This window comes from Paracoccus halophilus, assembly GCF_000763905.1.
Classification (GTDB): Bacteria; Pseudomonadota; Alphaproteobacteria; order Rhodobacterales; family Rhodobacteraceae; genus Paracoccus; species Paracoccus halophilus.
Map to the genome: position 1 here is coordinate 1 of NZ_JRKN01000013.1, position 13,367 is coordinate 13,367.

A 13,367-nucleotide genomic window follows, 5' to 3' on the forward strand; every position below is an offset into this window, starting at 1 on the left:
CGGTCTGATCCGTCCAGATCCAGCAGTCTGCGCGACCGCAGGTGCCGCTTGCGGCAGAAAATCCTTGTCTAGCGCTCGGATACAGGCGATCTTCACCTCAAACGACACGCCACTTGGGGAATGCAGGATGATATTGCGGTCGGAAGTCAAAGACATGATATGGTCCAGGAATTAGGGCTCCGTCCGGCGACGGAGGCTATCCGCGCCGGCGAACCGGATCAGGTTTGCAGGAGGTTGCTGCCGCAGTTCAAACGAGCGAAGGCATGGGATCGCAGCCCCGCAGGCAGCTGGTGCGATGCCTAGGAAAACGGGATCGGGCCGCGAGAGGCAGTCCGACAGCACCATATTTTCCAACCGCTACGCCGTGATCGTCATATCACCTCCGCGATGTGTGAATTTACCGTCGCCACCGGCCCCGACAGGGATCAATCACAGGTGGCAAGCTGTACAAAACAACAACTTTACGATGACATATGTCCCATGCCCGACCGGAATCATCAAGCGCCTGGCCAGGGCGACCCGACGGCAAATAACTGCAGTTTTAAATAACGGCGTGATAACACGACGAACTTGTCGGAGGGATTTCCGCCGATTCACAAGAATGTCAGCGCAGGACCCCGCGAGGCCGCGCCGGCAAGGCCGGGGAGGCGCGCGGATCGGTGCCATGGACGATATGACCGGGGATCATGTCGGGGAATGACGCGGGCGGAGGGCCTTCTCGCGCCCTGCGAGGCGCCGTCCCGGCGGGGCATACGCCGCATCGCCAATAAGATCAGCGGGACGGGCCACCACACCCCGCCCCGCCGACTGAACAGATTACTCGCAACCTACCCGGAAGCCATGTGCGCGCGCGGGCTCAGCGCCCTGCCCCGCGTCCGGGCCGCCCTCCGTCCGGACACCGAGACCGGGCGGAGGGTGCTTCCTGAACAATGACAACTCGTTAACAACAGGCTTTCTTGCGACAATGCCGGACCGGGAGGCGGCGCAAGTTCAGCTTTCAAAGGTTGCCCGGAAGATTTCGTCCCGGGTAAGAACAAAATGCCCCGGATCGCTTGCGCCGGCAGTGACATTTCCCACATCCGGACCAATAAGACGCGAAACTGGCGATTTTTTTCCGGCGGGGGATCAGGGAATGCAGCTGACCGGCAAGGCGCGCGAGATGTTCATGGCGGTGGCCCGCGAACAGGCCCACCAGCCCGGCGAAACCCTGATCCTCGAAGCGGATGCCGGTCGCGCGGTCTTTCTGATGCTCGAGGGCGAGGCCGACGTGCTCGTGCATTCCCCCGAGGGGCGGATGGTCATCTATTCCCGCGTCAGCCCCGGCGAACTGGTCGGCGTGCTGGCGGCGGTCGATGGCGGCGCGCGCTCGGCCAGCGTGGTGGCGCGCGATGCCGGCCGCGCGGCCTGGGTCGCGCCGCACGATTTCCAAAAGCTGCAGCGGCAGCCGGATTTCGCGCATTGGCTGCATCTGGATTTCGCCGAGCGCATCCGCAGCCTGTCCGAACGGGTCTATGAATTCGGCACGCTGCTGGTGCGCGAAAGGCTGGTGCGCGAATTGCTGCGCCTGGCCCAAGCCGGCAAGCCGGGCGACGGGCCGCATGTGCTGGATCCCGCGCCGGGCCATATGGAACTGGCCGCCCGCATCGCCACCCATCGCGAAGCCGTCTCGCGCGAGATCAGCCGCCTGACCCGGCTGGGCCTGCTGCGGCGCAAGGGCCGCGCGCTGCATATCCCGTCCTGCGCCGCGCTGGCGCAGGCGCTGGATCAGGAGGATCGCCCGGTCACGACAGCGCCGTCACCCGGACCGGCTCGTCAATGCCCTTCAGCGTGACCTCGCGCAGCGCCCCGGGCGCCGCCTTCTGATCGGCGGCATCGCAGACCGCCTCGGTCACCAGGATCTGCCCCGCCTCGGCCAGGGTCGAGACGCGCGCGGCGATGTTCATCGCCTGGCCAAAGGCGCCGACCTCCTGCAGCATGCCGCTGGCGGCCGAAAACGTGCACAGGAATGCCGGCCCGGTATGCAGCCCGATGCCGGCGCGGATCGGGTCGCTGCCCTGCGCTGTCCGGGCCAGCGCCTCGGCCACCTCGCGGGCGGCGGCCACCGCCTTCCGCGCGTGATCGGCACCGCTGAACCCGGGCGGCCAGACGCCGATCACCGAATCGCCCTGGAATTCCAGCACGAAACCGTCATGGCGCCACAGCGCCTCGACCACGGTGTCGCGCATCCGCGCCACCGTCTGGGCATAGGCCGCCGCGCCGATCCTTTCGCCAAGCGCGACCGAGCCGCGCAAATCGCAAAACAGGATGCTCAGCGGCACCTCGGCGCCGCCCGGGAACTGTTCGATGAACCTGTCGCAGGCATTGCAGAAGCGCGGGTTGCGGTTCGAGGGGCGCAGCCCGATCCGCCGCGCCACCCAGCCGCCGAACCCGCCAAAGGGCGCAAAGCACAGCTTGCAGCGCGGCACGCCCGGCAGCATCCGGTAGCGGCGCTGCTTTCCGGCCAGCACCGGATGCCCGTCATGAAAGATCTGCCGCCACAATTCCTCATTGCCGATTTCGGGTTGCGAGGCGTTTTCAGGCATGGCTGGCTCCGACGATATATTCCGCAGGCGGTTTCGAGGCATGGATCGCCTGATCCTCGGGGCAGACCGGCAGTTCCTCGCTGTTGCAGACCCCCGTCGCGCACCAGGGCGAGGGGCCGGCGGTGACGGTCAGCGCCGGCTCGCGCGGCAGGCCGCGATAGTCCAGCACCAGCTCCTCCCCCTCCTTGATCGGGATATCGCAGGGAATGCGGATCTCGCCGGTATCGGGGTCGCGCAGCGTGATCGAGGGCACGCTGACCACGATGCCCGATTCCAGCATCTCGGGCGCGATCCAGTCGGGCGCCGCCGACAGGCTGAGCACATGGTCATAGCCCGGCCCGAACAGCGGCTGGCCGTCCTTTCCCGGCGCGATCAGCGCCGTCTGAAGATTGGTCATATGCGCCTCGGCCCCCTTGCCGAACATCAGGTAGCTGGCCTTTTCCGGCAGCAGATCGGCATGGGAAAACGGGCGGAAGGTGACGATACGCTCGACCGTGACCGGAATTCCGCCGAAAACCGGGCGCACCACGTCCGGCGCCCAGGGAAAGGGCGAATCGGGCGGGAAATCCGGCAGACCCTGAAAGATATTTCCGGTGAATTCCGACCGCAGCCCCGCCGCCAGCGAGGGGATATTGAACGCGTCGCCGTCGTCATTGGCCAGCACGAACAGATCGCGCGGAAACTGCGCCATCACCCGGCGCAGCCCGGCGGCGATCTCGGGCGGCAGCGAAAAGCGCAGCACAAGCTGATATTTATGCACCTCTTCGTGGTACTGCGTCATATGAACGCCGAAAAAGGTTTCCGCCCCCAGAATGGTAAAGGCGTGCTGATGCAGCACATTGCTGACCGGCGGCGCGTCCGGGTCGGGTGCGTGACAGGGTCTCATCTGCGTCCTTTCTGGTCGCTGTGCAGCCGCAAGCCGTGTTCATCGCAGATCCGGGCGGCGGCATCCCGGGCCGTCGCATCAAGGATCTGCATCAGGCGCGGGATGAAATCCCCCTCGGCCGTGGCGGTCAGGAACGGGTTCTGCTGGGTCGAGATCAGAAAGCGCACGCCCATGCCGGGCGGCGCCACGACCCCGGCACGGGCGGCGAAACGGTCGATGAAATCCTGCCCATAGGTATCGGCGGTGAATTCCGAGGCGGTGACGAACATCGGTTTGTCGGGCAGTTCGCCCGGCACCACCCTTTCCAGGCTCAGCGCGTGAAAGATCGCCTCGTTCAGCCGGTTCATCAGGCCAAGATCGCGATTCAGCCCCTGAGACGTGCGGAAATTGAAGGCATAGGTCACGATGCTGGTATCCGAGCCGATTTCGCGAAACAGCCGCATCAGCGCGGGATCGGCGCGCAGGCGCTCCAGCAGGATGTCATCCTCGACGCAGGCGATTTCCTCGCGCAGGCGGCGGGTTTCCAGCGCGACGGCCTCGGCGCCCTGGCCGCGCCGCTCGGCCGGCAGGCGCTGGAACGGGGTGACGGTGATCGCCCCCTCGGGCGGGAAATGCGCCACCAGCGCGGCATAGAAACGGCGGCTGGCAAAGATGCATTTGGCCAGCAGCCGGCCATAGCCCGACTGGTCGGGCGGGATGACGGCATGGGACAGCCAGACCGCGGCGGGCGCGGCGCCGGGTTTAGATCCCTCGATACCATAGACGCCCATGCTGGGCACCACCCCGTCGTGAAACACCACCGGCGCGGTAAAGGTGACCAGATCGCGCATCGTGCCGTCGCGATAACACAGCGCCCCGGCCGGATAGGGGATGAACCCCGCCTTGTGCGGGTCCACGGTCAGCGTCTCGCAGCGGGCGGCGGCGTGGAACCGCCCTTCGACGGCAGCGCCCAGATGCATGCCCGGCGGCGCATCCTTGTCGCTGTCGTCGATGATCAGATCATCCGCCCCGCCCAGCTTCGAGGGCCGCAGCATGGCCGCGAAATAGCCCCCCCAGGCGGCATCGGCATGCAGCGCGAAGGACAGGCCCCGGCCGGTGAATTCGTCGCGCAGATCGGCGATCCGGTCCAGCGGATCGACCGCGCCCTCTTCGGTCGTGCCCAGCACGCCCACCGCCATCATCACCGGCTGGCGGCGGCGCAGGCAATCGTCCAGGATGCGGCGCAGCGCGGGCACCTCGATCCGGCCATTGTCATCGACCGGCAGGCTGACCCGCGCCGCGCGGCCCAGCCCCAGCAGCGCCGCGCCCTTGGGCCAGGAATAATGCGCGGTCGCCGGGGTCAGGATCAGCGGCGTCGGCAGATCGGGCGCATAAAGGCGATGCATCTCGTGCAGGCCGATATCCTGGACATTGCGATCGGCAAGGGCGGCGGTCACATCCGCGGCCGTGACCCCGGCGGCCCGGGCCACCGCCCCCGAAAGATCGATCACCGCCTGCACCGGCAGGTTCATCAATTGCCACGGGTCCAGCTCCAGCAGCTTCTGCCTGCCCTGCGCATGGGGTACCGACAGATCGCGGGCCGCCGCCAGTTGCGGCACCTCGCGCAGGGCGGCGGCGATCGCCAGCGGCAGGTATTTCAGGTTGCGCGCCGCCCAGATCGCCTCGGCATTGGCGACGCTGCCGTCGCAGGTGATATGCCCCCAGGGCTGGCGCTCGGGGTGGTCGAAACCGACCATGCGGCACAGGTCGCGGCCGACCTCGATCTCAAGGAGCGTGGTCACCGGCGAGGCCTCGACCGCGACATTGTTCTGGTTGAACAGCAGCCCCGCGAAATAGCCCGCGACGCCCGGCAGGGTCGTGTCCCAATACATATGCGACTGGTTGCGATAGCTGGAGAGCGGGATCGAGCCGGCCATCGAGCGGATCATCCTGTCCAGCTGCGCCTTGATCAGCGCCACCGTGTCGTGATGGGCGGCGGTTCGGAACAGCTCGTCCCGGCCAAGCCGCGGATCCCCGGGCGCGTAATCGCGCCGCGCGGCGACATGGCCCGAGATCGCCTGATCGACCAATGCGCGCAGCACCTGCTCGTTCTCGGCCTTGGGACCAAGGAACCAGGCCGAGAGGGCGCCCGGCGCGGCCGGCGGGCTCAGTGCGAACAGGCGGTCTTGCGGCTGCCCTGCGGCATCATCCAGCGCGGCGAGCAATGCGGGATTGGGCCGTCCGGTCATCGGTCCTCAGCGGGTTCAGCGAATTAGGCAGTTTTGCCTACTATGCGCCGACGCAGCCGGGCTTTCAACCACATTGCCGCGCCGCGTCGAAAAAAACTCCATTATTTATATCGGCTTACGGAAGGCAGGATTCGCGGCCGCCGCAGCCGCAGGATGGCCGCAATGCGGCGGACGCGACCGCCCGGCCGGCGCCGGATCCCGCCGGATATCGCGACGCCCCGGCGATAATTCCTGCCTGAAATCAGCCTGACGACGCTGATCGCGGTTGCCGTACGCCATCAGTTTGCGACAAACTTCCCCCGGGCCTGCCGCGAGCGCGGGCGAACTATCAGGGGAGGACAGCATGTCCATTCGTTTCACCTATGCCGCAACCATCGCCGGTGCGCTGGCCCTTGCCAGCCCCGCCGTCCAGGCGCAGGAGTTCATCAATATCCTGACCGGCGGCACATCGGGCGTCTATTACCCGATGGGCGTCGCGCTGTCGGAAATCTATGGCGAGAATATCGAGGGCGCGCGCACGCAGGTGCAATCCACCAAGGCCTCGGTCGAGAACCTGAACCTGTTGCAGCAGGGCAAGGGCGAGCTGGGCTTCGCGCTTGGCGATTCGGTGAAATACGCCTGGGAGGGCAATCAGGAGGCCGGCTTCAAGGCGCCGCTGGACAAGCTGCGCGCCATTGCCGCGATCTATCCCAACTATGTCCAGATCGCCGCCCTGAAAGAGGCGGGCATCACCACGATCACCGACATGGACGGCAAGTCGCTGTCTGTCGGCGCGCCGAAATCGGGGACCGAGCTGAACGCCCGCGCCATTCTCGGCGCGGCGGGCAAGAGCTACGAGGATCTGGGCAAGGTCGAATACCTGCCCTTTGCCGAATCGGTCGAGCTGATGAAGAACCGCCAGCTGGATGCGACGCTGCAATCCTCGGGGCTGGGCAATGCCGCGATCAAGGATCTGGCCTCGTCGCAGGAGATCACCATCGTCTCGGTCCCGGCCGAGATCGTGAACGCGATCGGCGCGCCATATGTCGCCGGCGCGATCCCGGCCGGCACCTATCAGGGCCAGACCGAGGACGTGCCGACCGCCGCCGTGGTCAATTTCCTGGTCACCCATTCCGAGGTCTCGGACGAGACCGCCTATCAGATGGCCAAGCTGATCTTTGACAACCTGGACAAGCTGAAGGCCGCCCATAGCGCCGCCAATGGCATCGTGCTGGACAACGCCCCCAAGGGCTCGCCGATCCCGCTGCATCCGGGCGCCGAGCGCTTCTACAAGGAACAGGGGCTGCTCTGACCGGGCGGCCAGGGCTTTGACAAGGCCGTGACGGCCCCGCCGGGCCGTCACCCGACGGGAGGAAGATGATGGAAAAAACCGCCGACGCAATCCTGCAGACGCCGCCCGATCCGGACGGCCACGATCCGCTTGGCGCGGGTTTTCCGCCCGGCAGCTGGGGGCTGGCGCTGTTCTGGCTGGCGGTGGCGTTCTCGGTCTTTCAGATCGCGCTGGCCGCGCATCTGATCGACATGCCCAGCCAGATCGCGCGGGCGGTTCATGTCGGCTTCCTGATGGCACTGGGCTTTCCGCTGCTGGCCCATGCCAAGAAAATGGGGCCCGTCGCGCGCGGACTGACCCTTGCGCTGGCCGCCGTGGGCATCGCCATCGCCGCCTATCAATGGGTCGAATATGCCGAGCTTCTGCTGCGCGCGGGCGATCCGCTGGCGCGCGATATCTGGTTCGGCGTCGCCGCCCTGATCGCCGTCTTCGCCGCCGCCTGGCTGCTGATGGGACCGGCGCTGCCGATCATCTCGGGGCTGTTTCTGGCCTATGCGCTGTTTGGCCAGTACCTGCCCAGCCCGCTCAACCATCGTGGATACGATTTCGCGCAGGTGGTCGAGCATATCACCTATGGCACCGAAGGGATCTACGGCATCCCGATCTATGTCTCATCGACCTATATCTTCCTGTTCATCCTGTTCGGCGCCTTTCTCGAAAAGGCCGGGATGATCAAGCTGTTCACCGATGTCTCGCTGGGGGTGGTCGGGCATTATACCGGCGGCGCGGCCAAGGTCTCGGTACTGTCCTCGGGGCTGATGGGCACCATCTCGGGCTCGGGCGTGGCCAATGTCGTGACCACCGGCCAGTTCACCATCCCGCTGATGAAGCGCTTCGGCTATCGCCCCGCCTTCGCCGGCGGGGTCGAGGCGACCGCCTCGATGGGCGGGCAGATCATGCCGCCGGTGATGGGCGCCGTGGCCTTTATCATGGCCGAGACGCTCGGCGTGGAATATGTCGAGGTCGTCAAGGCCGCGCTGATCCCCGCCATCCTGTATTTCCTGGGCGCCTTCTGGATGGTCCATCTGGAGGCCGGAAAGCGCGGCCTGCGCGGGCTGAGCCGGGACGAGCTGCCCTCGGCCCGCAAGGCCCTGCGCGAGGGCTGGTATCTGGTGCTGCCGCTGGCGGTGCTGGTCTATCTGCTGTTTTCCGGCTACACGCCGCTGTTCGCCGGCACTGTCGGGCTGGCGCTGACCGGGCTGCTGATCCTCGGCGGCTCGGTCGTGCTGGGCCTGCCCGCCGGGGCGATCCGGATCCTGTTCTGGGTCGTGCTGGGCATCGTCGCCGCCGCCTTCTTTCGCTACGGGATCTGGGTGGTGGTGACCGCGCTGGCGGTGCTGGTCGCCATCTGCGCCACCTCGAAAGGGGGGCGCGAGACGCTGGCCATCTGCCGCGACAGCCTGGCCGAAGGCGCCCGCACCGCGCTGCCCGTCGGCATCGCCTGCGCGCTGGTCGGCGTGATCATCGGCGTGATGACCCTGACCGGCATCGCCAATACCTTTGGCCAGTTCATCGTCGGCGTCGGCGAAAGCAGCCTGCTGCTGTCGCTGATCCTGACCATGATCACCTGCATCATCCTGGGCATGGGTATCCCGACGATCCCGAACTATATCATCACCTCGTCGATCGCCGGGCCGGCGCTGCTGGAGCTGGGCGTTCCACTGATCGTCAGCCATATGTTCGTGTTCTATTTCGGCATCCTTGCGGACCTGACCCCGCCGGTGGCGCTGGCCTGTTTCGCCGCCGCGCCGATCGCCAAGGAAAACGGGCTCAAGATCAGCATCGAGGCGGTCAAGGTCGCCGCCGCCGGCTTCATCGTGCCCTTCATGGCGGTCTATACGCCGGCCCTGATGATGCAGGATGGCGGGCCGCTGGCGGCGTCGATCGGCTATCTGCCGGCGGTGCTCTATATCGTCGCCAAGGCCGCCATCGCGCTGGCGCTCTGGGGTTCGGCGGTGATCGGCTGGCTGGGGCATCCGCTGGCCGGCTGGGAACGCGCGCTGGCCGTCGCCGGCGCCTTCACGCTGGTCGCCGCCATGCCGCTGACCGATGAGATCGGCTTTGCCCTGGCCATCGCCTTCGCCGGCCTGCTGTGGTGGCGCCGCCGGCAGGCCGCCGCATGAGCACCTGCCTGCTGGCCGGGGCCATGGCCGTCGCGCTTGCCCCCGGCGGCGGCTTTTCGCTGGAATGGAGCCATTCGGTCGAAAAGATCAGATGGCACGAGGAATGGCAGGTCACGCCCGGCGGGCTGCGCCTGACCCGCGCCGCCATCCAGGGCCATGGCGCGGGCATGGAGCCCGGCCCCGATGCCCGGCTGGAGGACGGCTGGCTGGTCTGGCAACCGCAGCTGCCGCCGGTGCCGGAACTGGTGCTTGCCGCCTCGGGCGCGACGGGCGGGGGATGGCGGCTATGCGGGGCGGATTGCGTCGAGCTGGGCGCGGATGCGGGCAGGGCGATCACGCTGAAGCCATGCCCGCCCTAGGGCCGGAACCCGCCCCGTCATTGGCGCGGATCGGATTTTCCCACTGCCCGGTGACGACAATCCGTCCCCGACCTGTCGCGGCAACGAGATCTCAGGTATGTGTCCGCCGGCCCCGGTTGATTGCGCTGCCGTCATGCGGCGGGATTTACTTGATCTTAGGATTCCCTAGATACCGTTCCCGAAACGAAAAAACGGAGCCTCCGCTCAATGCGCCTGCCGAGTCTGTCCGCCCTTGCCCTTATCGTCCTGCTGTCCGCCTGCGCCGAACAGCCGGCCGCAACGGTGACCCCGCCCACGCCCAGCCCGGTGATCGGCCTTCCCGGAAAGGTCGTGCGCACCGACGGCAACCAGGACCTGCAGCTGATCGAGCGCGGCGCGGCGCGTTGCAACCTGATCACCGCCGAAGAGATCGGCCGCGCCCTGATCGCCACCAATAATGCCCGCGCCGGGCAGGGTTTGAAGCCGCTGCAGATCAACAGAAGCGCCCAGGCGGCGGCCGAGGCCCAGGCCTGCGACATGGCGAATCGCGGCACCATGACCCATGCGGGCAGCGCGACCAAGGGGCCGTCCGCGCGGATCAAGGCCCAGGGCTACAAGCCCACCGTCACGGCCGAGAATATCGCGGCGGGACGGTTCAATCTGGATCAGGCGACGATGGAATGGGTCGCCTCGCCAAAGCATCTGGCCAATATCGTGATCCCCGGCCTGAAAGATTTCGGCACGGCCTATGCGACCGGCGCCGATGGCAAGACCGGGTTCCATGTCGCGGTCTATGCGCAGCCACGCTGAGACCCCGGGCACAGGGGGAACCACCTTTGCCTCTGTCTGGCAGCGCCGTGCCGGGGCACGGGCAAGGGGCTGGCCTTCTCAGGCTGGCTAGGGAAACAGCGGCGCCAGCATCAGCCCGGCGGTTTCCTCCAGCCCCAGCATCAGGTTGGCGTTCTGCAAGGCCTGACCGCTCGATCCCTTGCACAGGTTGTCCAGCGTCGAGACGACCAGCGCGCGGCCGGAAATCCGGTCGCCCGTCACGCCGATATGGCAGAAATTCGACCCCTGCACATGCGCCATCGCCGGCAACTGCCCGAAGGGCAGCACCACGATAAAGGGCTCATCGGCATAGGCCGCCTGCAGCGCGGCATGGACGGCCTCGGCCTCGCCTTTCAGGTAGCACGATGCCAGGATGCCGCGATTGACCGGCACCAGATGGGGGGTGAACTGAATGTGCACCGGCCGCCCGGCAATGGCCGAGAATTCCTGATCGAACTCGCCCAGATGGCGGTGCTTGCCGCCCTGGGAATAACCCGCCACATCGCCGGAGCGCTCGGCGAACAGCATGTTTTCCTTGAGCGAACGCCCGGCGCCCGACACGCCGTTCTTCAGATCGCAGATGATATCGTCGATATCGATCAGCCCCGAGCCGATCAGCGGCCGCAGTGCGAATTGCACCGTCGCTGCGTTGCAGCCGGTGCCCGCCACCAGCCGCGCATCCCTGATCTGGTCGCGATAGAATTCGGTCAGGCCATAGACGGCCTGCGGCTGGATATCGGGCGCGGCATGATCCAGCCCGTACCACTTCCTGTATTCCGCCGGGTCGCGCAGCCGGAAATCCGCGCCCAGATCCACCACCTTGACCGACTCCGGCAATTGCCCGACCAGCGGCTGGCTCAGCCCGTGCGGCAGCGCGCAAAAGACCAGATCGATGCCGGAAAAGTCGATCTCCTCCATCCGGACCAGCGCCGGCAATTGCAGATGCCGCAAATGCGGAAAGACCGCATCATAGCCCTGCCCCGCCTTTCGGTCGGCCGACAGCGCCGCGATCCTGATCTGCGGATGGGTCGCCAGCAGGCGGACCAGTTCGGCACCGGTATAGCCCGATGCTCCCAGGATGGCGGCGTTCAGCGTCATGTCGGTCACCACATGAATTGCGATCGTCCCGGCCTTGCGGGACCTGCAACGCAGTAGGCCCCCGCGACCGGTCATGTCAAGAATACTGCCGGGCCGCGGCCTGCCCAGGGTTCGATTCCTGCCCGCATCCGCAGAAAAAGGAACAGAAATTGCGGGACAATGACGGTTTGATCCAATATTCCCCTTACGGCGATGACCGGCAGCCAGAACGGAGACCGACTGATGAGCGCGACCCCCGACCGCACAGCCCGCCTGGGCGCGAACGATATCCGCGCCCGCAAGGGGGCAGAGCCCATCGTTTGCCTGACCGCCTATACCACGCCCATGGCCAGGCTGGTGGACCGCCATTGCGACCTTCTGCTGGTCGGCGACAGCCTGGGCATGGTGGTGCATGGCCTGCCTTCGACCGTCGGCGTGACCATGGAGATGATGATCCTGCACGGCCAGGCGGTGGCGCGCGGCGCCTCGCATGGCTGCATGGTGGTCGATCTGCCCTTCGGCAGCTATGAACAGGGGCGCGAGCAGGCATTTCGCAATGCCGCCAGGCTGATGGCGGAAACCGGCTGCCAGGCGGTCAAGCTGGAAGGCGGCCGGCACATGGCCGATACCGTCGCCTTTCTGGTGCAGCGCGGCATCCCGGTCATGGGCCATATCGGCCTGACGCCGCAATCGGTGAACACGCTGGGCGGCTACCGGGTTCAGGGGCGCGGCCATCACGAGGCCGAGCGGCTGGTGGCCGATGCCGTGGCGCTGGCCGATGCCGGCGCCTTTTCGGTGGTGCTCGAAAAACTGCCCGAGATGCTGGGCCGGCGCATCACGCAGGAAATTCCGGTCCCGACCATCGGCATCGGCGCCGGCGTGGATTGCGACGGGCAGGTGCTGGTCGTCGACGACATGCTGGGCCTGTTTGCCGATTTCCGGCCCAAATTCGTCAAGCGCTATGCCGAGCTGGCCGCCACGGCCGAGGCCGCGATCACCGCCTATGCCGCCGAGGTGCGCGCGCGGCGCTTTCCCGGTCCCGAGCACAGCTTTGGCGAAGGCAAGCCGGCATGAGCGCAGAGATCATCCGCTCGCTGGCCGAGTTGCGCGCCCTGACCCGCACCTGGAAGACGCGCGGCGAATCCATCGGCGTGGTGCCGACCATGGGCGCGCTGCATGAGGGCCACCTGAGCCTTGTGCGGGCCGCCAAGGCGCGCTGCGCCCGCGTCGTCGTGACCCTGTTCGTCAATCCGCGACAGTTCAACAATCCCGAGGATCTCGCGAATTACCCCCGGACCGAGCATGAGGATGCCGCGCTGCTCGACCCGCTGGAGGTCGAGGCACTGTTCGTGCCCGCCCCGGACGAGATGTATCCGTCCGGCCATGCGACGGTGATTTCGGTTTCCGGCGTCAGCGAGCCGCTGGAAGGCGCGCATCGGCCCGGCCATTTCGACGGGGTGGCGACGGTGGTGACGCTGCTTCTGAACATGACGCAGGCGGATTACGCCTTTTTCGGGGAAAAGGACTGGCAGCAATTGCAGCTGGTCCGGCGGCTGGTCGCCGATCTGCGGATGCCGGTGGGGATCGTCCCCTGCCCCTGCATCCGGGCGGCGGACGGGCTGGCGCTGTCCTCGCGCAATCAGCGGCTGTCGCCCGGCGCGCGCGCCCGGGCCGCCGCCCTGCCCCGCTCCCTGACGGAGGCCGCCCGGCGGATCGAGGCTGGAGAGCCAGTCGCGACCGCGCTGGCCGAGGCAAAGGCGACACTGGCCGCGGCCGGTTTCGGCCCGGTCGAGTATCTGGACCTGCGCGACGCCGAAACCCTGACCGCGCCCGTCTCCGGCCGGCCGGCCCGGCTGCTGGCTGCGGCCTGGCTGGACGGGATACGGCTGATCGACAATCTGGCGGTCGCATTGCCCGGCTGATCCGGACCTTTCGCAGCGCGCATCCGCCAGAGGTCCGACCCGGGTTCGGGGGC

The 13,367-nt window shown here is 67.0% G+C and carries 11 protein-coding genes; 7 read left to right on the forward strand and 4 right to left on the reverse strand.

Going from position 1 to position 13,367, the window contains the following annotated elements:
• The first annotated feature begins 1,132 nt into the window (after positions 1-1,132).
• Complete coding sequence (locus IT41_RS10620; RefSeq protein WP_052081405.1) at positions 1,133-1,831, forward strand: Crp/Fnr family transcriptional regulator; 699 nt, start codon at positions 1,133-1,135, stop codon at positions 1,829-1,831.
• Here the strand turns inward: IT41_RS10620 and IT41_RS19445 are convergent.
• From IT41_RS19445 to IT41_RS10635, 3 genes are read right to left on the reverse strand one after another with little or no spacing between them, the layout of a single operon-like run.
• Positions 1,782-2,582: an adenylate/guanylate cyclase domain-containing protein gene (locus IT41_RS19445; protein WP_052081407.1), complete on the reverse strand. Its 801-nt coding sequence runs from the start codon at positions 2,580-2,582 to the stop codon at positions 1,782-1,784. The two genes, IT41_RS10620 and IT41_RS19445, sit on opposite strands and share 50 nt — an antisense overlap.
• Positions 2,575-3,468: a hypothetical protein gene (locus IT41_RS10630; protein ID WP_036741009.1), complete on the reverse strand. Its 894-nt coding sequence runs from the start codon at positions 3,466-3,468 to the stop codon at positions 2,575-2,577. Before IT41_RS10630 ends, IT41_RS19445 begins: the two co-directional genes overlap by 8 nt.
• Positions 3,465-5,696 (reverse strand): pyridoxal phosphate-dependent decarboxylase family protein, encoded by a 2,232-nt coding sequence (locus tag IT41_RS10635; protein ID WP_052081409.1) that lies wholly within the window; start codon positions 5,694-5,696, stop codon positions 3,465-3,467. The genes IT41_RS10630 and IT41_RS10635 overlap by 4 nt, the downstream gene beginning before the upstream one ends.
• A gap of 343 nt (positions 5,697-6,039) precedes the next feature.
• Here IT41_RS10635 and IT41_RS10640 point away from each other — a divergent pair, with 343 nt between their 5' ends.
• From IT41_RS10640 to IT41_RS10655, 4 genes are all read left to right on the forward strand, one after another.
• Complete coding sequence (locus tag IT41_RS10640) at positions 6,040-6,987, forward strand: TAXI family TRAP transporter solute-binding subunit (RefSeq protein WP_036741011.1); 948 nt, start codon at positions 6,040-6,042, stop codon at positions 6,985-6,987.
• Positions 6,988-7,055: 68 nt separating this feature from the next.
• Positions 7,056-9,149, forward strand: coding sequence for a TRAP transporter permease (locus IT41_RS10645; RefSeq protein WP_036741013.1), 2,094 nt, complete (start codon positions 7,056-7,058; stop codon positions 9,147-9,149).
• A complete protein-coding gene (locus tag IT41_RS10650) occupies positions 9,146-9,508 on the forward strand; it encodes a DUF1850 domain-containing protein (protein WP_036741086.1) in 363 nt (120 codons plus the stop codon). The genes IT41_RS10645 and IT41_RS10650 overlap by 4 nt, the downstream gene beginning before the upstream one ends.
• Before the next feature lie 207 nt (positions 9,509-9,715).
• The gene (locus tag IT41_RS10655) at positions 9,716-10,297 is read left to right on the forward strand and encodes a CAP domain-containing protein (RefSeq protein WP_081967528.1); all 582 of its coding nucleotides are present in this window, start codon (positions 9,716-9,718) and stop codon (positions 10,295-10,297) included.
• 87 nt (positions 10,298-10,384) lie between these two features.
• Here IT41_RS10655 and argC read toward each other — a convergent pair whose 3' ends face one another.
• The gene (argC, locus tag IT41_RS10660; RefSeq protein WP_036741089.1) at positions 10,385-11,413 is read right to left on the reverse strand and encodes an N-acetyl-gamma-glutamyl-phosphate reductase; all 1,029 of its coding nucleotides are present in this window, start codon (positions 11,411-11,413) and stop codon (positions 10,385-10,387) included.
• A gap of 222 nt (positions 11,414-11,635) precedes the next feature.
• Between argC and panB the strand changes: the two genes are divergently transcribed.
• Positions 11,636-12,466, forward strand: coding sequence for a 3-methyl-2-oxobutanoate hydroxymethyltransferase (panB, locus tag IT41_RS10665; protein WP_036741090.1), 831 nt, complete (start codon positions 11,636-11,638; stop codon positions 12,464-12,466).
• Positions 12,463-13,314, forward strand: a complete 852-nt coding sequence (gene panC, locus IT41_RS10670; RefSeq protein WP_036741015.1) for a pantoate--beta-alanine ligase — start codon at positions 12,463-12,465, stop codon at positions 13,312-13,314. The genes panB and panC overlap by 4 nt, the downstream gene beginning before the upstream one ends.
• The last annotated feature ends 53 nt before the right edge of the window (positions 13,315-13,367 follow it).